Source organism: Streptomyces sp. NPDC046915, assembly GCF_040644935.1.
Taxonomy (GTDB): Bacteria; Actinomycetota; Actinomycetes; order Streptomycetales; family Streptomycetaceae; genus Streptomyces.
In genome coordinates this window covers 992,945-1,014,356 of record NZ_JBEYXB010000001.1, presented here as the reverse complement: position 1 = coordinate 1,014,356, position 21,412 = coordinate 992,945, and the positions used below count along the sequence as shown (strand labels likewise).

Below are 21,412 nucleotides of genomic sequence, written 5' to 3'. Positions count from 1 at the left end.
ATCCATGAGAAGACGAACCGTGCTCGCGTCCGCCATGCTGGCCGCCATGGCAACCCCGGGCATCGCACGGGCCGCGTCCCCCGGCCCCTCTGTCACCAAGAAGGGCACCACGCAACTCGACGCCCAGGCCGTCTACTTCGTCTCCTACGACGGCCTGGTCAACAACAACTCCTTCCAGAAGAACGGCCTGCTGACCTACAAGGGCCACCAGTACGCCGCCTGGTACACGTCCACGCGCAACGCGGTCGTCGCCCGCCGGGCGCTGGGCGCGAGCACCTGGTCGACCGTCACGCTCTCCCACCAGCTCAAGAGCGACGACTCCCACAACGTCATCTCGATGGGCGTCTCGAAGACCGACGGCCGGCTGCACCTGAACATGGACTCGCACAGCGACGACTTCTTCTACGTGAAGTCGGCCGCCGGGCTCCTCGACAACCCGGGGTCCACCGCGTGGACCTCGTCCGTCTTCGGTGCCGTACAGACCTCGCTCGACGGGCTGGCGCTCACCACCCAGTTCACGTACCCGCAGTTCGTCGCCACCCCCGAGGGCAGGCTCCAGCTGAGCTACCGCGTCGGAATCTCCGGCAACGGACGCAACGCCCTCGCCGAGTACGACGGCTCGGCCTGGAAGGCGCTGGGGGAGTGGAGCGGCTCCACCGGCACCTACACCAGCTCGCACGGCTCCAGCACGGCCCGCAACATGTACCTGCACGGCATCGACTACGACGTCAACGGCCGCCTGCACTCCTTCTTCACCTGGCGGGAGCAGAACGCCGCCGTGATGTGCGACAGCGGCGGCATCACCAACCACGACACCGGCTACGTGTACTCCACCGACCGGGGCCGCACCTGGCGCAACGACGGGGGCACGGTCGTCGGCACCACCGGCACCTCCGACACGGTGGCGGTCACGGACGCCGGCCTGGTCGTCGACTCGCTGAACCCGGACCACTCCCTGATGAACCAGGAGAGCCAGGCCACCGACTCCACCGGCCTGCCGCACGCGGTCATCTCCTACGTCCCCGGCCGCTTCGGCCAGTGCACCACGAACTACGTCGCCGACCGCACCGCGAACGGCCGTGCCTTCCACCTGCGCAAGAACTCCTCCGGCGGGTGGCAGAAGACCGAGATCCCGGTCCCGCTGAACTCCAGCCAGCGCACCAAGCTGGTCCTGGACAAGTACGACAACGCCTACGCGGTCTTCCCCTACGGCCGGATCGCCGGCGCCTCGAAGGCGTCCGGGTACACGGACTGGACGCTGCTGTACGACGGCAGCGGCCTGAACGCCTTCGGGGAGGTCGTGATCGACGAGCTACGGGTGAAGGCCGACAACGTGCTGTCGTTCATGTACCAGGAGAAGTCCAGCGGTACGACCCCCTCGGCGCTGCACGTCGTCGACTTCGCCCTGCCCGCCTGACCCGATCGGGTGCGCGGCGGGATGACGGTAATGTGAAGGCCCTCCCGCCGCCCCCTCGTCTCACTGGAGGTCCCCGCCCGATGGCCCAGTCGGTGGGTATCAAGGATGTCGCCCGCGTCGCGGGAGTGTCGGTGGGCACCGTGTCCAACGTCATCAACCGTCCGGACACGGTGGCCTCGGAGACGCGTGCCCGCGTGCAGTCCGCCATAGACCGGCTGGGCTACGTCCGCAGCGAGTCCGCGCGCCAGCTGCGCGCCGGCCGCAGCCGGATCATGGGCCTGCTCGTCCTCGACATGGGCAACCCCTTCTTCGTGGACGTGGCGCGCGGCGCCGAACGGGCGGCACGGGAGGCCGGGCTCGGCGTGATGGTCTGCAACAGTGCGCAGAGCGCGGGCGAGGAGGCCGAGTACCTGTCCCTGTTCGCCGAGCAGCGGGTGCGCGGCGTGCTGCTCACCCCGGCCGATGCCACCGGGCGCAACATCGAGACGTTCCGGCGGCACGGCATCCCCTTCGTCCTGGTCGACCGGGTCGCCGAGGGCACCACCGAGTGCTCGGTCTCCGTCGACGACGTCGCGGGCGGCGCCCTGGCCGTGCGGCACCTGGTGGACGCCGGGCACCGCTCCATCGCGTACGTCAGCGGCCCGCCCGGCTTCAACCAGGTCAGGGACCGCCGCACCGGTGCCCTGAACGCCCTCGCGGAGGCCGGGCTCGGCCCGGACGCGCTGCGCGAGCTGCCCACCGAACGCCTCGACGTGGCCGCCGGACGGGACGCCGGCGCCCGTCTGCTCGGCCTCGCCGAGCGGCCGACCGCCGTGTTCTGCGCCAACGACCTGCTGGCCCTCGGCGTCCTCCAGGCCATGTACGCGGCCGGGGTCGTCGTCCCCGACGACCTCGCGATCGTGGGTTACGACGACATCGAGTTCGCAGCCGCCGCCGCCGTCCCGCTCACCTCCGTACGGCAGCCCGCCGTCACCATGGGCGCGCTCGCCGCGGAGCTGCTCCTGGAGGAGACGGAGACGCAGCACGGCCCCGGCGCCCACGAGCACCGCCGGGTGGTGCTCCAGCCGGAGCTGGTGGTGCGGCGCTCCAGTCTCGCCGTCCGCTGAATCCCGGAGTCCCGCCGGCCCGCTGATTCCCGATTCAGTAACTTTCCATGATCCCAGGGGTCGGAAGGCGCATGGACATGTGCTGAACTGGGACGCGACCATCCGTCCGTCCCGGGAGATTCGTTGACCGTCAGCTACCGCCAGCCCGGCGTCGTCCTCACCGACCACCGCTTCACCGTGCCCCTGGACCACACCGATCCGGCGGGCGAGACCATCGAGCTGTACGCCCGGGAGGTCGTCGCGAGCGACAAGGCGGACCGGGACCTGCCGTGGCTGGTCTACCTCCAGGGCGGCCCCGGCTTCGGGGCGAACCGTTTCATCGGCAAGCAGGCCTGGCTCGGCCGCGCCCTGGAGGACCACCGTGTCCTGCTCCTCGACCAGCGCGGCACCGGCCACTCCACACCCCTCAACCGGCAGACACTCCCGCTGCGCGGCGGCCGCGACGCACAGGCCGGCCACCTCGCCCGCTTCCGCGCCGACTCGATCGTCCGCGACTGCGAGCTGATCCGCCCGCGGCTGACCGGCGGCGCCCCCTGGACCGTCCTCGGCCAGAGCTTCGGCGGCTTCTGCACGGTGACGTACCTGTCCCTGGCGCCGGAGGGCCTGAGCACCGCTGTGATCACCGGCGGCCTGCCCGCCCTGGACGCGCACGCCGACGACGTCTACCGGGCCGCCTACCCGCGGATGGAACGCAAGGTCACCGCCCACTACGACCGCTATCCGCAGGACCTCGAACGCGCCCGCCGCATCGCCGACCACCTGCTGACCCACGACGTGGTCCTGCCCAACGGCTACCGCCTCACCGTCGAGGCCTTCCAGTCCCTCGGCATCCTGCTCGGCACCGGCGACGGCAGCCACCGCCTGCACCACCTCCTGGAGGACGCCTTCGTCCGCACCCCGCACGGCTGGGAGCTGTCGGACGCCTTCCAGGAGGAGGTGCAGGGCCAGTTGTCGTACGCCGGCCACCCGCTGTACGCCCTGGTCCACGAGGCGTGCTACGGCCAGGGCGACCGCCCCACCGCCTGGGCCGCGGAACGGGTGCGCGCCGAGTTCCCGCAGTTCGACGCGGCCAAGGCGCTCGCGGGCGACACGCCACTGCTCTTCACCGGTGAGACGGTCCACCCCTGGACCTTCGACTGCGACCCCGCCCTGCGTCCCCTGCGCGAGACCGCCGAGCTGCTCGCCGCCCGCACCGACTGGCCGCCGCTGTACGACCCGGCGCGCCTCGCCGCCAACGAGGTCCCGGCCGTCGCCGCCGTATACCACGACGACATGTATGTCGACACCGCCCACTCGCTGCGCACCGCCCGCGCGATCCGGGGCCTGCGCACCTGGGTCACCGACGAGTTCGAGCACGACGGCCTGCGGGTCGGCGCGCCCCGCGTGCTGGACCGGCTGCTGGCGATGGCCCGCGACGAGGTGTGACGTCCGGCGTTCATCGAGGCCCGGTACAAAAGCGGTTGCGCGAGTGGCTCGGCGGCATAGTCTGCGCCCATGACCGAGCCGGAGACCAGCCAGCTGCACCCCATGCCGACCGACTGGCGGCGTGCCCTCGCGGTGGTGGCGCACCCGGACGACCTCGAGTACGGGTGCGCCGCGGCCGTCGCCGCCTGGACCGACGGCGGCCGTGAGGTCGCCTACGTGCTGGCGACCCGCGGCGAGGCGGGCATCGACACCGTGGATCCCGCCGAGTGCGGCCCGCTGCGGGAGCGGGAGCAGCGGGCGAGCGCGGCCGTGGTGGGCGTCTCGGCCGTGGAGTTCCTCGACCACCGGGACGGCGTCGTCGAGTACGGCACGGCACTGCGCCGGGACATCGCCGCCGCGATCCGCCGCCACCGGCCCGAGCTGGTGATCACCCTCAACCACCGGGACACCTGGGGCGGCGCCGCCTGGAACACCCCGGACCACGTGGCCGTCGGCCGGGCCGCACTGGACGCGGCGGCCGACGCCGGAAACCGGTGGATCTTCCCCGAACTCGCCGAGCGGGGCCTGGAGCCCTGGAACGGGGTCCGCTGGGTGGCCGTCGCCGGTTCCGTGTCGCCGACCCACGCCGTGGACGCGACGCCGGGCCTGGAGCGCGCCGTTCGCTCCCTGCTCGAACACCGCACCTACATAAGGGCGTTGACCGACGAGGACCCCGAGAAATACGCCCGGGATTTCCTCACCGCGGGCGCCACGGCCGCCGGCGAACGCTTCGGCGGCAAGCCGGCGGTGGCCTTCGAACTGTTCGCCAGGTAGCCCGCGGCAGGCAGCCCGCCACCACAGACCGAACGGGGACGACATGAACGACACCGAGCTCCTGGCCGACCGCTTCGAGGAGCACCGCGGGCATCTCAACGCCGTGGCCTACCGGATGCTCGGCTCGCTGGCCGAGGCCGAGGACGCGGTGCAGGAGGCCTGGTTCCGGCTCGGCCGGACGGACCCGGCGGAGATCAGGAACCTGGGCGGCTGGCTGACCACCGTGGTCGGCCGGGTCTGCCTCGACATGCTGCGCTCGCGCACCGCACGCCGCGAGCAGCCGACCGCCGACATCGCCGACATGGCCGGCGCGTTCGTGCCGGACCCGGTGATCCGGCCCCTGACCGCCCTCGACCCCGAGCAGGAGGTGCTCCAGGCCGACTCGGTGGGGCTGGCCCTGCTGGTGGTGCTCGAGATGCTGGAGCCCGCCGAGCGGCTGGCGTTCGTCCTGCACGACATGTTCGCCGTGCCGTTCGACGACATCGCGCCGATCGTGGAGCGCAGCCCCGCCGCGACCCGCCAGCTGGCCAGCCGGGCCCGCCGCCGGGTGCAGGGCGCCACCCCCTCCGCCGACCCCGACCTCGGCCGGCAGCGCCAGGTGCTGGACGCCTTCCTGGCCGCCTCCCGGGGCGGCGACTTCGAGGCGCTCCTCGCCCTGCTCCACCCGGACGTGGTGCTGCGCGCCGACGCGGGCGCGCTGGTGCGGGGCGCCGCCGCCTCCAAGGTGGTGCACGGGGCGAAGGCGGTGGCCGAACAGGCGGCGCTGTTCTCCCAGTTCGCGGTCTTCGCGCGGCCGGTGCTGGTCAACGGCTCACTGGGGATCGTCACCGCGTCGGATGGCCGCGCGGTGTCCGTCACCGCCCTCACCGTGGCAGACGGCCGGATCACCGGCATGTACATCCTGGCCGACCCCGACCGTCTGGCCCGCCTCGACCTGCCCGCCCTCCCCGGGTGACCTGACGCTCAGGCGGCCAGGGCCGGCGGACCCGGGGTGCGGCGCGGGTTCACGGTCCGGCCGTCGGGCAGGAGTTCACCCGTGTCGTCGAAGACGATGGTGCCGTTGCACAGCAGGCTCCAGCCCTGCTCGGGATGGGCCGAGGTGATCACGGCGGTGCGGTGGTCCGGGCTGTCGGCGGTGGCGCACGGCGGCTGATGGCTGCACATGAGGTCGCTCCTCGATGCGTTCGGCTCCTGTCCGGTGCCGGCTCTCACCACAGTGGTAGCCGGGCTTGTTTTCCGTTGGATGAGTAGACGCCCACAACGCCGGAAACTCATCGGCACATGTGCCGACCGGACGACCGGGCCGCTTGGGGCTGCCCCGCAGCTCAGTAGGCTGTACGGCATGCCAGATCAGATGGACGGCCGGTCGGAACTGCGCGGCGACTGCGCCTCGTGCTTCGGGCTGTGCTGTGTCGCCCTGCCCTTCGCGCGCTCGGCGGACTTCGCGCTCGACAAACCCGCCGGGCAGCCCTGCCCCAATCTCCAGGACGACCACCGCTGCGGCGTCCACACCCGGCTGCGGGACAAGGGCTTCACCGGCTGCACGGTCTACGACTGCTTCGGCGCCGGTCAGAAGGTCTCCCAGGTCACCTTCGGCGGCCAGGACTGGCGCGCGGGTTCCCGCGAGCACGCCCGGCGCATGTTCGACGTGTTCCCGGTCGTCCGGCAGCTCCATGAACTGCTCTGGTACCTCACCGAGGCGCTGGGCCTGCCCGCCGCCCGCCCCGTGCACGCCGAGCTGCGCGCGGCGCTGGAGAAGACCGAGCGGCTGACCCGGCAGACCCCCGGCGAACTGGCCGCGCTGGACGTGGCCGCCCACCGCCAGGAGGTCAACGTCCTGCTGCTGCGCACCAGCGACCTGGTGCGGGCGGACTTCGACGACAAGAGCGGGAACAACGGCAAGGGCGGGAAGGGCGGCAGGAAGAAGGACCGCCGGGGCGCGGACCTCATGGGCGCCCGGCTGAAGGGGGCCGACCTGCGGGGCGCCAGCCTGCGTGGCGCCTACCTCATCGCCGCCGATCTGACCGGCGCCGACCTGCGCGGCGCGGACCTGATCGGCGCCGACCTGCGGGACGCCGATCTCACGGACGCCGACCTGACCGGCGCTTTCTTCCTGACCCAGCCCCAGCTCGAGGCGGCCCGGGGGAGCGCCGGCACCCGGTTGCCGGAGTCAGTCACCCACCCCGTGCACTGGACAGCGCGGCGCTGACGCCGGGCCGTCCGTGTCCGAAGCCGTCAGCGGTGCCGTCACCGGGGCGGGTACGGGGCGCCGCTCCAGGCGCAACCGCAGCCCCTCGGGCATCAGCGTGAGCCGTTCGGAGACCCGCAGCCGGTAGCCGGGCTCGGCGCTGAGGTCGTAGCGGCGCAGCAGCAGGCCGAGGACGAGCGTCGCCTCGTGCAGCGCGAACTGCCGGCCGATGCAGGCCCGCGCCCCGGTCCCGAACGGTTTGAAGACGTGCGGGGCACGCCCCCGCGCGGCCTTCGCGTCGAACCGGTCCGGGTCGAACCGTTCGGCGTCCGGGCCCCACACCTCGGGATCGCGGTGCAGCATCGGCAGCAGCACCAGCGTCCACGCGCCCCGGCGCATCGGGTGCTCCCCGGCCAGCACCGTGTCCTGCCGGGCCTCGCGGGCGAAGGCGGGCGCGGTGGGCCACAGCCGCAGCGACTCGTCCAGCACCCGGCGCACGTACCGCAGCTTGGCGACCTGGTCGTAGCCGGGCGCCGGCGTGTCCCCCCAGACGCGGTCCACCTCGGCGCGGGCCCGGGCCGCCACCTCGGGGTGCCGGGAGAGGTAGTACAGGGCGAACGAGAGGGCACCGGAGGTGGTCTCGTGGCCCGCGACCAGGAAGGTGATCACCTGGTAGCGGACGTTCTCCGGGGACAGGCGCTCCCCGGTCTCCGGATGCGCCGTCGCCAGCATCCGGTCCAGCAGGTCGTCCCCGTCCCCGCCCGCGCCCGCCCGGCGCCGGGCCCGTACGAGGTCGTCGACGGTGCGGTTGAGGAGGGCGATGTCGGCCGCGTTGCGCCGGGTGGCGCCGCGCAGCAGCAGCGGGGCCAGCGGGGCGGGCACGGTGTTCAGCCGCTGGGCGTAGGTGAGCGTGCCGATCATCGCGGTCACGAAGGGGTGGAGCCGGCCGCGCTCGAAGGAGCCGAAGTCGTGACCGAACCCGGTGCGGGCGATCGTCTCCAGGGTCAGCTTGGTCATGTCGCCGGGCACGTCCACGGCCCGCCCGGCCGCCGCCTCCCGGTCCCAGTGCCCGGTCAGCCGGGCGGCCACGTCCAGCATCATCGGGTGGTAGCCGGCCATCGCCTCACGGCTGAAGGCGGGGGCCAGGACATCGTGCGCCAGCTGCCAGTTGGGCTCGTGGTTGTACGCCGTGAACAGCCCGTCCCCGGCGACCGGCCGCAGATTGGCCACCCCGAGGCCGACGTGCTTGGCGAACCTGGCCTCGTCCGCCAGATCGGCCGCGAGCCGGGCGCCCGCCACGAACACGAACTCGTTCCCGAACGCCTTGCGCCGGAAGATCGGGCCGAGCCGGTGGGCGAACCGCATCGAGTCCTGGAGCGGCGTGCGCCGGTCGACGCCGAGGACGTCGCCGAGCAGCGGCAGCCGGTGCGGCGGATGGGGGATGCGCTCCAGCTGGGGCCAGCCCTGCTCGGCACCGCGGAACCCCTTGGGCAGCGCCGCCCCGTCCGTCGTCCTGCTGCCCGTCTCCGCCATGACGCGATCTCCCTTGATCCAAGCCATCGGTTGAGCGTGTTGCGTGGGTTCGTGTTGTACGTGGGTTCAATAGCGTGCTTCCAGTCTGATCCGGTTGTTGAACCCGCGTCAAGTAAGGTGCGGTCATGGCCGCGAACCAGGGTGGGGGCACCCGTCGCCGACTCAGCACCCAGGAGCGCCGCGAGCAGTTGCTGTCGGTCGGTGCGCAGCTGTTCTCGGAGTCCCCCTACGACGACGTGTGGATCGAGCGGGTCGCGGAGATCGCCGGAGTCTCGCGCGGGCTGCTGTACCACTACTTCCCGACCAAGAGGGACTTCTTCGCGGCGGTCGTCGAGCGCGAGAGTGAACGCATGCTGCGGATGACGGAGGCCGTGCCCGGGGTGCCGGTGCGCGAGCAGCTCACCGCCGGTATCGATGCCTGGCTGGAGTACGTCGAGGCCCATGCCCACGGCTATCGCGCCTTCCATCGCGCCGACGCGGCGGGCGACCAGGACGTGCGCCGGGTCTACCAGCGGGCGCTGGCCGCACAGGAACGGCAGATCCTGGCCACCCTCGCCGCGGACCCGGAGTTCGGCCCGCGCTTCGCCGAGCGCTCCGACCTCCCCCTCGCGGTGCGTGGCTGGCTGGCCTTCACCACGGCGGTCTGTCTGGAGTGGCTACGGGGATTCGACCTGTCCCGGGAACAGGTGCGGGACCTGTGTGCGCGGGCGCTGCTCGGCCTGATCACGTAGCCGTGGCCTGATCACGTGAGCCGTGGCCGGTGCGCTGTTGGCGGACACCCCGATCTTCGATAGGTTAGGCAAGGTTTACCTAAGGAGGTTGCGGGATGGGTGACAGCTGGACGGCCGCGCCCGGCGTGGCGGAACAGGCCCGCTCGGTGCTCGCCGTGGCGTGGTCCTGCACGGTGACGGCGGACGGCGGGCGCGAGGAGCTCGTCGGCACGCACACCGTGGACGAGGCCGGGCGGGTGCTGCTGCGAGTGCCCGAGGACGGCGCCCTGCGCGCGGCGGCGGTCTGCGCGCCGCGCGGGGAGCCGTCCGCCGTGCTGGAGTTCGCCGACGTCGCGCCCGTCCCCGTGCGCCACCGGATCCGTGCCCGCCTCTGGCTGGCCGGCTGGTTCGCCGCCGAGGACGGCCAGCTGGCGTTCCGGCCCACCCGGGTGGTGCTGCGCCGGTCCTCCGGCGCGGCGCTCGTCGGCCTCGACGAGTTCGCCGCCGCGACTCCCGACCCGCTCGCCCCGGTCGAGGCCCGGCTGCTGACCCACCTCGCCGACGCCCATCCCGACGCAGTCGAACGGCTCACCCGGCTCGTCGACCCCGACAGCCTGCACGCCGCGACCCGGGTGGCGCCCCTCGCGGTGGACCGCCACGGGCTGACGCTGCGCATCGAGCGGGCCCGCGCACACGCCGACGTACGGCTGCCGTTCCACGCGCCCGCCGACGACGTCGCCCAGCTCACCGAGCGCATGCACGTCCTGTTGTCGCAGGCGAGTGCCGCCGTCTGCCCGCGGGGCCTACAGCGGCAGCGCGCAGACGGCGACCGGTGAGGCGAACGGCTCACCCGCGAGCCGCAGTTCCCCGCTGCCGGTGTCCACGTGGAAGACGCTCACCGTGCCCGACCGCTGGTTCGCCGCGAACAGCAGCCCGCCGTCCGGTGAGAAGGCGATCTGCCGGGGGAAGTCCCCGCCGACCGGCACGGTGCCGATGAGCCGCAGCCGGGCGCCGTCCGCCTCGACGGCGTACCGGGTGAGGCTGTTGTCGCCGCGGTTGGCGAGGTAGGCGTACGCGCCGTTCCCGGTCACCAGGACCTGGGCCGGGTAGTTGGTGCCCGCGCCGGTGCCGGTGGACTGCGGGGCGCCGATGGTCAGGCGGCCGGTGCCGGGGTCGTAGGCGCACACCGTGACCGTGTTGTCGACCTCGTTGGCCAGGTAGGCGTGCCGCCCGTCCGGATGGAAGGTGAGGTGGCGCGGGCCCGCTCCCGGGCGCGCGTGGGCCCGGCCGGCCTCGGTGAGCTTGCCCTTCGCGTCCAGGCGGTAGCTGTAGACGGTGTCGGTGCCCAGGTCGACGGCGAGGACGTGGCCGCCGTCGGGGCTGGTGACGATCTGGTGGGCGTGCGGGCCCTGCTGGCCGGGGCCGGGCGAGGGGCTGGAGTGCGTGACGAGATCGGTGCGCTCTCCGAGAGCGCCCGTCGCGTCGATCGGGTGCACGGCCACGCTGCCGGAGCCGTAGTTGGCGCTGAGCAGCCAGCGCCCGGTCGGATGGACGGAGAGATGGCAGGGGGCCGCGCCGCCGGTGCCCCGGGTGCCGAGGACCTTCCGGTCGGCCAGGCGTACGGCGGTCACCCCGCCGTCGGTCCGCTCGTCGACCGCGTACAGGGTGCGCCCGTCCGGATGCACGGCGAGGTACGAGGGGTCGGCCACACCGGTGACGGTCCCGGCGCCGGTGATCCGGCCCGTCGCCGGGTCGTACGAGGCCAGGCCGATGCCGGTGCCGCCGCCGTCGACGGAGGTGTACGTGCCCAGATGGAGCGGGCGGGGAGCCCGCTCGGGCGTTTTGCGCTCCGGCCGTGCGGTGGCCGTACGTCCCCCGGGTGCGGGCGCGTCCTTCCGGGGCGCGGCGGGCGAGGGCACCGCCAGCACGGCGGCCGTCCCGGCCGCGGCCCCGACGAACCGTCGCCTGCTCCAGCCGCCGCGCGCCTCCTGCGCACCACTGTCCATTGCCCGCACCTCAGGTCGTCGGTTGCCCCGGTCGTGACGGCCACCTTCGCGCGGACCGCCCCTCAAGTGCAAGAACGACAACGCTGGTTGCACAGGATGCAACGGGTGTGCCGGTGCCGGCGACTACCACTCACCGTCCTCCACCGGCAGGCCCGGCGCGTCCTTCAGCTGCTGCACCTGGCCGGGCGAGGGCTGCTGCCAGGGGTCGAGATCGTCGCCGAGCCAGTCGCCGACCGGCTTGACGGACTCCAGGGCGTCCGTGGGGGCGAGGTCCTCCGCGTCCTGGTCGTAGTAGTCGTACCAGGGCAGTCCCGCCCGGGTGTACGCCGTCCGGTCCACCGGGGACGGCGGGGGCGCCTCGCCGGTGATGCGCCGCCACTCCGGCGGCGTGACCAGGTGCACGAACACCCGTCCGGACGGCTCCCCGGACCAGTCGGCCGGCGGCCGGTCGTCCCGGTAGACCTCCTGACGCATCGAGCCGCCGACACCGAGTCCCATGGCCGCGGTCCTCCGGGGCGGCCCCGCCGGCGCCGAGGGCGGCGCGGCCGCGGGGGCCATGGGCATCGCGCCCGCGGGGGCGGCGCCGTATCCCCGCGTCCGCTCCTGCCGGGCCCGCTGCTCCTCGCGCCACTCGGCGAGGCGCTCCTCCCGCAGCGGGAACGACCGCAGCTGGACGCCGCCCCACACCTCCTCGCCGGTGACCTGGCCCTCCACCGTCGCGCCCAGTCCCAGCGGCACCGCCACGAACTGGCGGACCGTGCCCCTGCCGGAGTTGATGCCGTCCAGCCAGGGCTGGCGGGGCAGCACGAGGTAGTTCTGCGGGGCGCGGGCGAGCCGGTCGCCGAACGGCTTGCCCGACACGGCGCACACCTTGCCCACCCCGACCTGGAGCGCGGCCGGTTCCGTGGTCCCCGCGAAGCTGAGCCACATCGCCTCGCGCAGATACACCGGCAGCATGACGCCGCCGCGTGCCCGCCACTGTTCGGGCACCGCGTCGGCGTTATTGGCGGGATCGGCGATCCGCCGGACGGGGAACTCGCCCAGGCCCGGCGGCAGTGGATGGGTGCCCGACTCCGGCAGCCGCAGGGTGCGTATGAACCGCACCGCCACTCCGCCCGGCAGGCGCAGCGTGTTCCCGTCGATCCGTACGGCCGTGCCGGTCATCCGCACGCCCCCCTCACCCTTGAGTTCCCTCGACCGCTCTTCTCACGGGAAACGCCTGCCGGCCCCCAGACGGTTCCGGTGCAGCTGCTCCTGCACCCCCATGCGCTCCCGCAGCCGGTTCAGGCGCGGCATCCGGGCGCGCTGCTCGTGGGAGACGCGGTCCAGTTCCTCCAGCAGACGGCGCGAGCGGTGCTCGGTGTCGAGCTCGTCGATGATCCGGTTGACCTCGGTCAGCACGGCGCCGAGCAGCTGCCAGTTCCGGGGGTCGCGCTCGGCGTCGGCCCGCAGCGCCAGGGCCAGCTTGTCCCGGGTGGCCGCGGCCGTGTGCAGCTCGGCGGTGAGCCGGGCCTCCGCCGACTCGGCGCTGCGGCTGAGGTCGGTGGTCACCAGCACGGCGAAGCTGACCACGGCGTCGGCGATCTCGGACAGCAGCTGCTGCACCGCCGCGCCCGTCTCCGGCGTGAACAGCGCCTCCGGGTCGCGGGCCTTGGCCAGGTCGGTGAAGGTGCGGGCCAGCACCCGCAGCACGACCGTGCAGATCTCCAGGGTGTCCAGTCCCGTGCGCAGCACCACCCGGTTCAGCAGGCCCTCCTTCACCCGCGGGTTGAGCCGCAGGCTGTCCTCGGCCTGCCGCAGCTCGGCGTCCACCGCGGTGATCTCGTGGTCGAGCCGGCGTGCCTCGTACAGCCGTGCGGTGGTCTCCTCCACCGGCGTCTGGGTCGCGGCCTCCTCGCCCACCCGCAGCATCAGCCGCCGCAGCCGCCGCGCCAGCCCCTCGATGGACTCCCCGGCCTTGCCCACCCACACCGGGGGAGCCAGCAGCAGGTTGCAGCCCATGCCGACGATCGCGCCGATCAGCGTCTCCACGATCCGGGCCCAGGCGGTGTACCCGATGGTGGTGACGCCGAGCACCAGCATGGCGCTGATCGCCACCTCGGCCACGTACTCGTCGACCCGCACCAGATGCCCCACGGCCAGCGCGGCCACGATCAGCAGTGCCAGGCTCCACCAGGTCAGACCGACCAGCAGGCTGAAGGCGATGGCGACCAGGACCCCCGCGACCACGGCGTTCACCCGGCGGATGCCGTTGGTGAGCGTGGCGTAGAAGGTCACCTGGACGACCAGCAGCGCGGTCAGGGGGGCGGTCAGCGGGGCCGGTTCCGGACTGAGGCGGAGCGCGATGACGTAGGCGATCGACGCCGCGACGGCCGACCGCAGGGCCTGCACGACCACCGGGTCGCGCCGGCGCCGCAGGAAGCGCGACAGGGGCGCCGTCCACTCACGTACAACTTGCATCGCTTGCCCCTGTTCCCGTTCAGGTGGCTCATCGAACACACCGATCCGCCGGGTGGCAAGGGGGCCCACATCGTGTCGCGGCCGTGGGGGAGAGCCGGGCTCAGGCGTACAGCTTGTCCAGGAAGGCGGTCAGATGGCGGGTCGTACGGGCTATCTGCTCCGCCGGCGTGAGGCTCTCCTCGAAGCGGGTGGCGGAGTCCGGGATCTTCTTGCCGCGTACGTAGAGGGAGCAGGCGAGGTCGGTGCACATGTACACGCCGACCGAGTTGCCCGCACGGCCCGCCGCGCCCGCCTTGCGTGCCGTCATGAGGGACACACCGCCCCCGCGGTGGGTCGTCAGGCACAGCGAGCACATGCTGCGGTGCAGGAAACCGCGCTGCGAGGAGGGGAAGCGCAGGGTGATGCCGATCAGCCCGCCGTGCCGCTCGGCGACGAGATAGCTGCGGTCGGGGGCGCCGGGGTCCCGCCAGCCGAGGAAGTCCAGGTCGTCCCAGGGGCGTCGGTCGAGATCGCGGGGGAGCGCGAGCCGCTTGGCCTCGCCCTTCGAGCAGTTGACGAAGGAGTCGCGGATCTCCTGCTCGGTGAGTGATTTCATAGGGACTCCTGGCATATCGATGCGAACAATAGGCAAAAACCTAGGAGGACTAGGTTCATGGGTCTCAGGATAAGCAGGCCCAGGGAGGGGAAGCCAATGGATTTCGGGTACGCGCTCCCGCGTTCGGCGCACGCCGCGCTGTCCCACGTCGCGGCGGTCTCGTCGGGCCCCGCCCTCGACCCGGACCTGCGCATCACCCTGAACTTCCACCCCGACCGGCTCTCCGGCGGCCTGCTCCTGCTCCAGGCGCTGGCCAGGGACGGCGCGTACCACTCGCAGTTCGTCACCGGGACCAGCAACGGCGGGCTCACCGCGCATCCCGGCGGCGACCGCCGGCGCTGGGAGAGCCGTATCTTCGGCGGCTCCTACGACGACGCGCCCCCGCCGGAGCGCCCCGTGTACGGCGCGCTGAACTTCCGCCGGCAAGTGGTCGGCGCCGCCCCGCGCTTCGGCTCCTCGCACTTCCGCCTGACGGCCCCGGCGCAGGACCGGGCCACCTTCTGCTACCCCGACAGCGCGGCCGAACCGGCGGACTTCGGCGTGGCCGCAGGGATGTCGCTCCTCGCCCTGGCGGAGACCGACCAGCAGGACGCGCTGAACGACTACATCGAGGCGCATGTGCACGGGGGCGTGCTGCTCGCCCGGGACGTCGAGGCGCTCGTCCTGGACGCCGGCTACCGGGGCACGCCCGTCGAGGCCGCCGCCCGCCGCCTGCCCTGTCCGCTGGAATGGCACCCCGGCTACCGGCTGACCGTGCCGCAACTGCGCCGCCACGCCGGCTACCGGGGCCCGGAGTACGCCGACCTCGGCGCCGCCATCGCCGAACACGGCGTCCTCGACCCGAGGATCATCGGCGACGCGGCCCGCACCGGCCGATACCCCCTACAGGACCTGAAGATGGTCTGGCACACCCTGGCCCGCTTCGGCGCCCCGGAAGGAGCGGGCACGGCCTACTGCCCCGCGGGCGAGATCTCCTCCGCTTCCACGCCCCTCGCCACCGGCGGCCACACTCCGGTCGCGGGCACGCCGGAGGCGTAGGCGCGGGGGTCCGGTCGGTTGGTGGCGGGCCGGGCGGGCGCCGCCGGGCGTCGGCTCTCCGCGGTGCTCGGCACCGCCGGGTGCCCGCCTGTGGGCAGGGTCTACTCCGCTTGCGCGTCCCTCGGTACCGGCGGCCACACCCCGGTCGTGAGCACGCCGGAGGCGTAGGCGCGGGCGATCAGTTCGGCTCGGTTGGCGGCGCCCCAGCGGGTCGACAGGCGGCGGAGGTGGTAGGTGACGCCGTCCTTGGTGAGCCCCAGTTCGCGGGCCGCCCGTGCGGTGGTGGCGCCTGCGGCGAGCAGTGCCAGCACTCTGCCCTCCATCGGCGTGACCCGCTCGGGCGGCTCGGCGTGCCGCTCGCGCTCGTCGAGTACGCGCAGCATCACCAGCAGCGCCGGCGTCGCCTCGACGGAGTCGCTCACCGGGTCGGCCGTCAGCTCGCCACGGCGCTCGGCACCGCCCGGCGCCCGCCAGCGCACCGACACCTGGTACCGCGACCGGTGCCTGAGCCGCAGCGCCTCGGCGATCCGCTCCACCTGCGTCGCCTCCTGCGGCCGGAACAGCTCCAGCACGTCCCGGCCGCGCAGCCGCCCCGGCGTCGTACCGCACTCGGCGGCCATCGCCGGATTCGCCAGCACCACCACGCCGTACACATCGCACACCGCGACCGGCACGGAGACCCGGTCGAACAGGGTCAGCGCGCGGTTGCGCCACACCACCGCCTCGATCCGGCCCGCTTCCATCCGCACCTCCCGCCGCGCTCCACCCGGCGTCCATCAAAGATGAGCACCCAGGTCAGCGGCAACTTCGGGTGCGGCGCCCGCAGTGGCGTTACCCTGCTGGAACTGATCACGGGCTCGGGGAGGGGCACAGTGGGGCTCAGACGGCTGTTCGGATTCGGTGACGACGAGAACCTGGAACCGGCGGAGATCGACACGCAGATCCAGACCGTGTCACCCGTTCCGGGCGGGGACATCGGCGGCGAGATCGTGCTCAGGGGCGGCGGGCGCGGCCTCAAGGTCGAGTACTTCTATCTGCGGCTGTTCGTGACCATGGTCGACTACCAGGGCCGCAGCAAGCAGGAGGAGTTCAAGAGCCTGAGCGCCCGCCGCTCCCATTTCACCGTGGCCCCGGGCGCCGAGGAACGGGTGCCGTTCCACGGGCGGCTCCCCTGGGAGTGCCCGGTGACCGAGCTGGGCGGCCAGTCGGTCGGCACGGTGGTGTCCCTGAAGACGCAGCTCGACTGGGAGCGCGAGAGCGAGGAACAGGACCACGACCTGGTGCACGTGGCCGCGCCCCCGCTGTACGAGAGCGTCCTGGACGCCTTCGCCCAGGAGGGCTACCTCTTCGGCGAATCGCAGGTGATCGACGACTACATCCCGGACACCGAGAACCATCCGGGCCGCTTCCAGACCTTCTGCCTCGCCGACCGCACCCGAGGCGACCGCTTCGCGGAGCTGGAGGTCGCCTTCCACTGCAACGAAGTCGGCGCGATGGTCTACGTCCGGCGCGCCGGGCGCACCCAGTACACCTGGGAGGACAAGCCGCCCGCCCGCCGTTTCCCCGCCGCGCACCACGAGGTGGGCCGCGTCGACTTCCGTGAGCACGTCCGCCGGGTCCTCGCGGAACTCGCCCTGCTGGAATCCTGATGGCCGAGGGCATCACCACCCGCGAACTCAACCGGGCCACCCTCGCCCGCCAACTCCTGCTGAGCCGCGAACCGCTGGGCGTCGGCGACGCCGTGCGCCGGGTGGTCGCGCTCCAGGCCCAGCATCCCGCCTCGCCGTACGTGGCGCTGTGGAACCGCGTCGACGGATTCGACCCGGGCGAGCTGGACGCAGCCTTCGCCGACCGTACCGTGGTGAAGGCGACCCTGATGCGGATCACCCTGCACGCCGTCCACGAGGGCGACCACCGGGTGTTCCGGGAGGCGATGCAGCGGACGCTGTACGCCTCCCGGCTCGGCTACCGCTTCGCGGCGGCGGGGCTCACCCCCGCGGACGCCCACGGACTGCTCCCGGAGCTGCTCGCCTTCGCCGAACAACCCCGTACCGCCGTCGAGTTGCAGGCCTGGCTTCAGGCGCGGCTCGGAGCCGAGAAGAAGGCCGGGGCCTGGTGGGGGCTGAAGGCCTACGCGACGCTGCTGCATGTCGCGACCGGCGGCCCGTGGTCGTTCGGCGCCCGGTCGTCGTTCGTCGCGGCGCCGACGGGGCCGCCGCCCATGGAGCGGGAAGGGGCGCCGCGGGCGCTCGAGCAGCTCGTCCTGCGCTATCTGGCCGCGTTCGGACCGGCGTCCCTGGCGGACATCGCGCAGTTCGGCACGCTGCCCCGGGGACCGGTCCGGCAGGCGCTGCGCGCGCTCGGCGACGCCGTCGAGGAGCTGCAAGGGGCGGACGGCACCGTCCTGTTCGACGTCCCCGGCGCTCCACGCCCGCCCGCCGACACACCGGCACCGCCCCGCCTGCTCGGCATGTGGGACAGCGTCCTCCTCGCCCATGCCGACCGCACCCGGGTGATCCCCGAGGACCTGCGCCGCGTGGTGATCCGCGTCAACGGCGACGTGCTGCCGACCCTGCTGGTCGACGGCCGGGTCGCGGGCGTGTGGCGGCCGGTCGAGGACGGTGTCGAGGCGACGGCCTTCCACGAACTGACCTCCGCCGACTGGGACGGACTCGCCGAGGAGGCCCGCTCGCTGACCGCCCTGCTGGCCCGCCGCGAGCCCAGGGCCTACCGCCGCTACGAGCACTGGTGGCGCAGACTCCCCGACGGTCAGGTGCGCCTACTCCCGGGCTGAGGGCCCGCGCAAGCCCTCCCGGAGGATTTCGACTGCACGATCGTGTAGTCCCGCGGTCACGGCCGAAGCCGTCGGCAGAGCACGCTGGTGCGCAGTACCACCCGTACCGCGAAAGGCAGTTGCCGCGTCATGCCCCCCACCGCGCCGCACCCCGAGGCCCCGAGCACCCTCCCGGGCGTCCCCGTCGTCGACATCACCGCGACCGGACCCGGCCGCACCCCCATCCAGCAGGTCATGGAACTCATGCGGGCCCACGGGCCGGTGCTCGTCCGGCGCCTGCACGGACGGGACACACTGTTCGTCGCCGACGCCGACCTGGTGGCCGACCTCGCCGACGAGGAGCGGTTCGCCAAGCACATCGGCCCCGCCCTGGAGAACGTACGGGAGTTCGCCGCCGACGGACTGTTCACCGCGTACAACGACGAGCCCAACTGGGCGCGGGCGCACGACATCCTCATGCCCGCCTTCGCGCTCGGCTCGATGCGCACCTACCACCCGGTGATGCTGAAGGTGGCCCGCCGGCTCATCGCCTCCTGGGACCGTGCCGCGCGCGAGGGATCGCCGGTGGACGTGCCGGACGACATGACCCGGATGACGCTCGACACCATCGGACTCGCCGGATTCGACTACGACTTCGGTTCCTTCGAGCGCGCCGAACCGCACCCCTTCGTCGAGTCGATGGTCCGCTGCCTGGAGTGGAGCATGACCCGCCTCGCCCGCACCCCGGGCGGGGACCACGAGGTCGCCGACGCGGCCTTCCGGACCGACGCCGCCTATCTCGCGCAGGTCGTCGACGACGTGATCGCCTCCCGCGCCGGCACCGACCAGAGCGGCGCCGACGACCTCCTCGGGCTGATGCTCACCGCCGGACACCCCGCCGACGGCCGCACCCTGGACCCGGCCAACATCCGCAACCAGGTCATCACCTTCCTGATCGCCGGGCACGAGACCACCTCCGGCGCGATGTCCTTCGCCCTGTACTACCTGGCCAAGCACCCCACCGCGCTCCGGCTCGTCCAGCGCGAGGCCGACGCCCTGTGGGGCGAGGACGCCGATCCCGAGCCGACGTACGACGAGGTCGGCAGGCTCACCTACACCCGCCAAGTCCTGGGCGAGGCACTGCGGTTGTGGCCGACGGCCGCCGCCTTCAGCCGGCACGCCCTTCAGGACACGCTGCTCGGCGGCCGGGTCCCGCTGCGTGCCGGGCAGGCCGTCACGGTGCTCGCCCCGACGCTGCACCGGCAGCCCGTCTGGGGCGACAACCCCGAGCTGTTCGACCCGGACCGGTTCACCGCCGAGGCGGAGGCGGCCCGGCCCGTGCACGCCTTCAAACCGTTCGGCACCGGCGAACGCGCCTGCATCGGACGGCAGTTCGCGCTGCACGAGGCGACCATGCTGCTGGCGATGCTCGTCCACCGCTACCGCCTGCACGACCACGCCGACTACGCGCTCACGGTGAAGGAGACCCTCACCCTCAAGCCCGAGGGCTTCACCCTGACCCTGACCCCGCGCACCCCCGCCGACCGCGCCCACACCCCGCTGCCGGGCACCACCCCCGCCCCGGCTCCCGAGGCCACCGCCCCGGCCGCCCTCCCGTCCCGCGTCCGCCCCGGCACCGCCGCCCTGTTCCTGCACGGCAGCAACTACGGCACCTGCCGCGACTTCGCCGCCCAACTGGCCGACGAGGCCGCCGCCCTCGGCTGCGACACCCAGGTGGCCCCGCTCGACGCCTACGCCGAGGGCCTGCCCACCGACCGCCCGGTCGTCATCACCGCCGCCTCCTACAACGGCCGCCCCACCGACGACGCCACCGCCTTCGCCGCCTGGCTGGACGGCACCCCCGACCTGACGGGGGTGACCTACGCCGTCCTCGGTGTCGGCGACCGCAACTGGGCCGCCACCTACCAGCAGGTCCCGACCCGCGTCGACGCCCGTCTCGCCGAACTGGGCGCCACCCGGCTCACCGGCCGCGCCGCCGCCGACGCCTCCGGCGACCTGACCGGCACCGTCCGCGACTTCACCGCCCGCCTGCGCACCGCCCTCCTGGAACACCACGGCGACCCCGACGCCACCGTCTCCGCCCCGGCCGAACCAGCCACGGGGTACGAGGTCCGCACCCTGACCGGCGGCCCGCTCGACGCGCTCGCCGAGCGGCACGGACTGCTGCCCATGACGGTCACCGAGGCCCGCGACCTCACCGCCCCCGGACATCCGCGCACCAAGCGGTTCCTGCGCATCGCCCTGCCCGACGGTGTCACCTACCGCACCGCCGACCACCTCACCGTCCTGCCCGCCAACGCCCCGGACCTCGTCGAGCGCGCCGCGACCGCACTCGGCGTCGGCCTCGACACCGTCCTGGACATCCGCGCCACCCGCCCGCGCCCCGCCGGCATCGCGGTCGACCGGCCGCTGACCACACGCCAACTGCTGACCCACCACGTGGAGTTGCAGGAGCGCCCGACCCCGGCCCAGCTGTCCGCGCTCGCCGAGGCCAACCCCTGCCCGCCCGAGCGGGCCGCCCTGGCCGCCCTGACCGACGACCCGCGCACCCTCGTCGAGGTGATCGAGGACCACCCGGCACTGCGCGGCGCCGTTGACTGGGCCCGGCTCCTCGACCTGCTCACACCGCTGCGCCCCCGGCACTACTCCATCTCGTCCTCGCCCGCGGCCGGCCCCGGCCACGCGGATCTGATGGTCTCCCTGCTCCAGGCGCCCGCCCGCTCCGGCAAGGGCGTCTACCGGGGCACCGGCTCCGGCCACCTCGCCTCGCTCCGGCCCGGCGACACGGTGCTCGCCCGCGTCCAGCCGTGCCGGGAGGCGTTCCGGACGGACGTCACCGCGCCGGTCGTCATGATCGCCGCGGGTACCGGGCTCGCCCCCTTCCGGGGCGCCATCGCCGACCGCACCGCCGCACTCGCCGCCGGCGCCGAACTCCCGCCCGCGCTCTGCTACTTCGGCTGCGACGCCCCCGACGCCGACTTCCTGCACGCGGACGAACTCCGGGCCGCCGAGACCGCCGGGGCCGTCTCGCTGCGCCCGGCCTTCAGCGCGGCACCCGAGGACGGCATGCTGTTCGTGCAGCACCGCGTCGCCGCCGAGGCCGACGAGGTCTGGGAACTGCTGGGCGCCGGAGCCCGGGTGTACGTCTGCGGCGACGGTTCGCGGATGGCACCCGGCGTGCGCGAGGCGTTCCGTACGCTGTACCGGGACCGCACTCCCGGTGCCGACGAGGCGGCGGCCGGGCAGTGGCTCGACGCACTGGTGGCGGCCGGCCGTTACGTCGAGGACGTGTACGCGGCCGGCTGACCCGAAGGGGAGGGGTGGGCG

The 21,412-nt window shown here is 73.3% G+C and carries 19 protein-coding genes; 12 read left to right on the top strand and 7 right to left on the bottom strand.

The window, feature by feature from the left end; translation table 11 throughout:
• The first annotated feature begins 4 nt into the window (after positions 1-4).
• From ABZ915_RS04525 to sigJ, 5 genes are all read left to right on the top strand, one after another.
• Entirely contained in the window at positions 5-1,417 is a 1,413-nt protein-coding gene (locus ABZ915_RS04525; RefSeq protein WP_361795589.1) for a BNR repeat-containing protein, read from the top strand.
• An 80-nt stretch (positions 1,418-1,497) separates the two neighbouring features.
• Positions 1,498-2,523, top strand: a complete 1,026-nt coding sequence (locus tag ABZ915_RS04520; RefSeq protein ID WP_361795586.1) for a LacI family DNA-binding transcriptional regulator — start codon at positions 1,498-1,500, stop codon at positions 2,521-2,523.
• A gap of 123 nt (positions 2,524-2,646) precedes the next feature.
• Complete coding sequence (locus ABZ915_RS04515) at positions 2,647-3,948, top strand: alpha/beta fold hydrolase (protein WP_361795583.1); 1,302 nt, start codon at positions 2,647-2,649, stop codon at positions 3,946-3,948.
• Positions 3,949-4,017: 69 nt separating this feature from the next.
• Positions 4,018-4,761, top strand: coding sequence for a PIG-L deacetylase family protein (locus tag ABZ915_RS04510; protein ID WP_361795580.1), 744 nt, complete (start codon positions 4,018-4,020; stop codon positions 4,759-4,761).
• Between the two features lie 43 nt (positions 4,762-4,804).
• Positions 4,805-5,716 carry an RNA polymerase sigma factor SigJ gene (gene sigJ / locus ABZ915_RS04505; protein ID WP_361795577.1) on the top strand — a complete coding sequence of 304 codons (912 nt, stop codon included), beginning with the start codon at positions 4,805-4,807 and terminating at the stop codon, positions 5,714-5,716.
• A gap of 8 nt (positions 5,717-5,724) precedes the next feature.
• On the opposite strand, the gene ABZ915_RS04500 is transcribed toward sigJ, so the two are convergent.
• Positions 5,725-5,925, bottom strand: a complete 201-nt coding sequence (locus tag ABZ915_RS04500; RefSeq protein ID WP_361795574.1) for a DUF5999 family protein — start codon at positions 5,923-5,925, stop codon at positions 5,725-5,727.
• Between the two features lie 178 nt (positions 5,926-6,103).
• Between ABZ915_RS04500 and ABZ915_RS04495 the strand changes: the two genes are divergently transcribed.
• A complete protein-coding gene (locus ABZ915_RS04495) occupies positions 6,104-6,970 on the top strand; it encodes a pentapeptide repeat-containing protein (RefSeq protein WP_361795571.1) in 867 nt (288 codons plus the stop codon).
• On the opposite strand, the gene ABZ915_RS04490 is transcribed toward ABZ915_RS04495, so the two are convergent.
• On the bottom strand, positions 6,932-8,482 hold the full coding sequence (locus tag ABZ915_RS04490; RefSeq protein WP_361795849.1) for a cytochrome P450: 1,551 nt from the start codon (positions 8,480-8,482) through the stop codon (positions 6,932-6,934). The two genes, ABZ915_RS04495 and ABZ915_RS04490, sit on opposite strands and share 39 nt — an antisense overlap.
• Before the next feature lie 125 nt (positions 8,483-8,607).
• Between ABZ915_RS04490 and ABZ915_RS04485 the strand changes: the two genes are divergently transcribed.
• Together ABZ915_RS04485 and ABZ915_RS04480 are read left to right on the top strand one after the other, a co-directional pair.
• Complete coding sequence (locus ABZ915_RS04485; protein WP_361795568.1) at positions 8,608-9,213, top strand: TetR/AcrR family transcriptional regulator; 606 nt, start codon at positions 8,608-8,610, stop codon at positions 9,211-9,213.
• A gap of 95 nt (positions 9,214-9,308) precedes the next feature.
• Positions 9,309-10,028: a DUF2470 domain-containing protein gene (locus ABZ915_RS04480; RefSeq protein WP_361795565.1), complete on the top strand. Its 720-nt coding sequence runs from the start codon at positions 9,309-9,311 to the stop codon at positions 10,026-10,028.
• On the opposite strand, the gene ABZ915_RS04475 is transcribed toward ABZ915_RS04480, so the two are convergent.
• The 4 genes from ABZ915_RS04475 to ABZ915_RS04460 all read right to left on the bottom strand — a co-directional run bounded on the left by ABZ915_RS04475 (position 9,996) and on the right by ABZ915_RS04460 (position 14,253).
• On the bottom strand, positions 9,996-11,198 hold the full coding sequence (locus ABZ915_RS04475) for a lactonase family protein (protein WP_361795562.1): 1,203 nt from the start codon (positions 11,196-11,198) through the stop codon (positions 9,996-9,998). The two genes, ABZ915_RS04480 and ABZ915_RS04475, sit on opposite strands and share 33 nt — an antisense overlap.
• Positions 11,199-11,321: 123 nt before the next feature.
• Entirely contained in the window at positions 11,322-12,362 is a 1,041-nt protein-coding gene (locus ABZ915_RS04470; protein ID WP_361795559.1) for a hypothetical protein, read from the bottom strand.
• Between the two features lie 42 nt (positions 12,363-12,404).
• Positions 12,405-13,658: an FUSC family protein gene (locus ABZ915_RS04465; RefSeq protein WP_361795556.1), complete on the bottom strand. Its 1,254-nt coding sequence runs from the start codon at positions 13,656-13,658 to the stop codon at positions 12,405-12,407.
• A gap of 100 nt (positions 13,659-13,758) precedes the next feature.
• On the bottom strand, positions 13,759-14,253 hold the full coding sequence (locus tag ABZ915_RS04460) for an FBP domain-containing protein (RefSeq protein WP_361795553.1): 495 nt from the start codon (positions 14,251-14,253) through the stop codon (positions 13,759-13,761).
• A 96-nt stretch (positions 14,254-14,349) separates the two neighbouring features.
• Here ABZ915_RS04460 and ABZ915_RS04455 point away from each other — a divergent pair, with 96 nt between their 5' ends.
• A complete protein-coding gene (locus tag ABZ915_RS04455; RefSeq protein ID WP_361795550.1) occupies positions 14,350-15,291 on the top strand; it encodes a DUF3626 domain-containing protein in 942 nt (313 codons plus the stop codon).
• Positions 15,292-15,392: 101 nt separating this feature from the next.
• Here ABZ915_RS04455 and ABZ915_RS04450 read toward each other — a convergent pair whose 3' ends face one another.
• Positions 15,393-16,034 carry a PAS domain S-box protein gene (locus tag ABZ915_RS04450; RefSeq protein ID WP_361795547.1) on the bottom strand — a complete coding sequence of 214 codons (642 nt, stop codon included), beginning with the start codon at positions 16,032-16,034 and terminating at the stop codon, positions 15,393-15,395.
• A gap of 39 nt (positions 16,035-16,073) precedes the next feature.
• On the opposite strand from ABZ915_RS04450, the gene ABZ915_RS04445 reads away from it, so the two are divergent.
• The 3 genes from ABZ915_RS04445 (at position 16,074) to ABZ915_RS04435 (ending at position 21,391) form a co-directional block, all read left to right on the top strand.
• The gene (locus tag ABZ915_RS04445) at positions 16,074-16,940 is read left to right on the top strand and encodes a sporulation protein (RefSeq protein ID WP_361795544.1); all 867 of its coding nucleotides are present in this window, start codon (positions 16,074-16,076) and stop codon (positions 16,938-16,940) included.
• Positions 16,940-18,085 carry a winged helix DNA-binding domain-containing protein gene (locus ABZ915_RS04440; protein WP_361795541.1) on the top strand — a complete coding sequence of 382 codons (1,146 nt, stop codon included), beginning with the start codon at positions 16,940-16,942 and terminating at the stop codon, positions 18,083-18,085. The genes ABZ915_RS04445 and ABZ915_RS04440 overlap by 1 nt, the downstream gene beginning before the upstream one ends.
• Before the next feature lie 129 nt (positions 18,086-18,214).
• The gene (locus ABZ915_RS04435) at positions 18,215-21,391 is read left to right on the top strand and encodes a cytochrome P450 (protein ID WP_361795538.1); all 3,177 of its coding nucleotides are present in this window, start codon (positions 18,215-18,217) and stop codon (positions 21,389-21,391) included.
• Positions 21,392-21,412: the final 21 nt, after the last annotated feature.

Excerpts from the sequence above, each read along its gene's own strand:
- ABZ915_RS04460 (WP_361795553.1), bottom strand. The coding sequence starts at position 14,253 with ATGAAATCACTCACCGAGCAGGAGATCCGCGACTCCTTCGTCAACTGC.
- sigJ (WP_361795577.1), top strand. The coding sequence starts at position 4,805 with ATGAACGACACCGAGCTCCTGGCCGACCGCTTCGAGGAGCACCGCGGG.
- ABZ915_RS04490 (WP_361795849.1), bottom strand. The coding sequence starts at position 8,482 with ATGGCGGAGACGGGCAGCAGGACGACGGACGGGGCGGCGCTGCCCAAG.
- ABZ915_RS04450 (WP_361795547.1), bottom strand. The coding sequence starts at position 16,034 with ATGGAAGCGGGCCGGATCGAGGCGGTGGTGTGGCGCAACCGCGCGCTG.
- ABZ915_RS04470 (WP_361795559.1), bottom strand. The coding sequence starts at position 12,362 with ATGACCGGCACGGCCGTACGGATCGACGGGAACACGCTGCGCCTGCCG.
- ABZ915_RS04475 (WP_361795562.1), bottom strand. The coding sequence starts at position 11,198 with ATGGACAGTGGTGCGCAGGAGGCGCGCGGCGGCTGGAGCAGGCGACGG.
- ABZ915_RS04510 (WP_361795580.1), top strand. The coding sequence starts at position 4,018 with ATGACCGAGCCGGAGACCAGCCAGCTGCACCCCATGCCGACCGACTGG.
- ABZ915_RS04480 (WP_361795565.1), top strand. The coding sequence starts at position 9,309 with ATGGGTGACAGCTGGACGGCCGCGCCCGGCGTGGCGGAACAGGCCCGC.
- ABZ915_RS04485 (WP_361795568.1), top strand. The coding sequence starts at position 8,608 with ATGGCCGCGAACCAGGGTGGGGGCACCCGTCGCCGACTCAGCACCCAG.
- ABZ915_RS04445 (WP_361795544.1), top strand. The coding sequence starts at position 16,074 with ATGAGCACCCAGGTCAGCGGCAACTTCGGGTGCGGCGCCCGCAGTGGC.
- ABZ915_RS04520 (WP_361795586.1), top strand. The coding sequence starts at position 1,498 with ATGGCCCAGTCGGTGGGTATCAAGGATGTCGCCCGCGTCGCGGGAGTG.
- ABZ915_RS04455 (WP_361795550.1), top strand. The coding sequence starts at position 14,350 with ATGGATTTCGGGTACGCGCTCCCGCGTTCGGCGCACGCCGCGCTGTCC.
- ABZ915_RS04495 (WP_361795571.1), top strand. The coding sequence starts at position 6,104 with ATGCCAGATCAGATGGACGGCCGGTCGGAACTGCGCGGCGACTGCGCC.
- ABZ915_RS04435 (WP_361795538.1), top strand. The coding sequence starts at position 18,215 with ATGCCCCCCACCGCGCCGCACCCCGAGGCCCCGAGCACCCTCCCGGGC.
- ABZ915_RS04440 (WP_361795541.1), top strand. The coding sequence starts at position 16,940 with ATGGCCGAGGGCATCACCACCCGCGAACTCAACCGGGCCACCCTCGCC.
- ABZ915_RS04525 (WP_361795589.1), top strand. The coding sequence starts at position 5 with ATGAGAAGACGAACCGTGCTCGCGTCCGCCATGCTGGCCGCCATGGCA.
- ABZ915_RS04500 (WP_361795574.1), bottom strand. The coding sequence starts at position 5,925 with ATGTGCAGCCATCAGCCGCCGTGCGCCACCGCCGACAGCCCGGACCAC.
- ABZ915_RS04465 (WP_361795556.1), bottom strand. The coding sequence starts at position 13,658 with ATGCAAGTTGTACGTGAGTGGACGGCGCCCCTGTCGCGCTTCCTGCGG.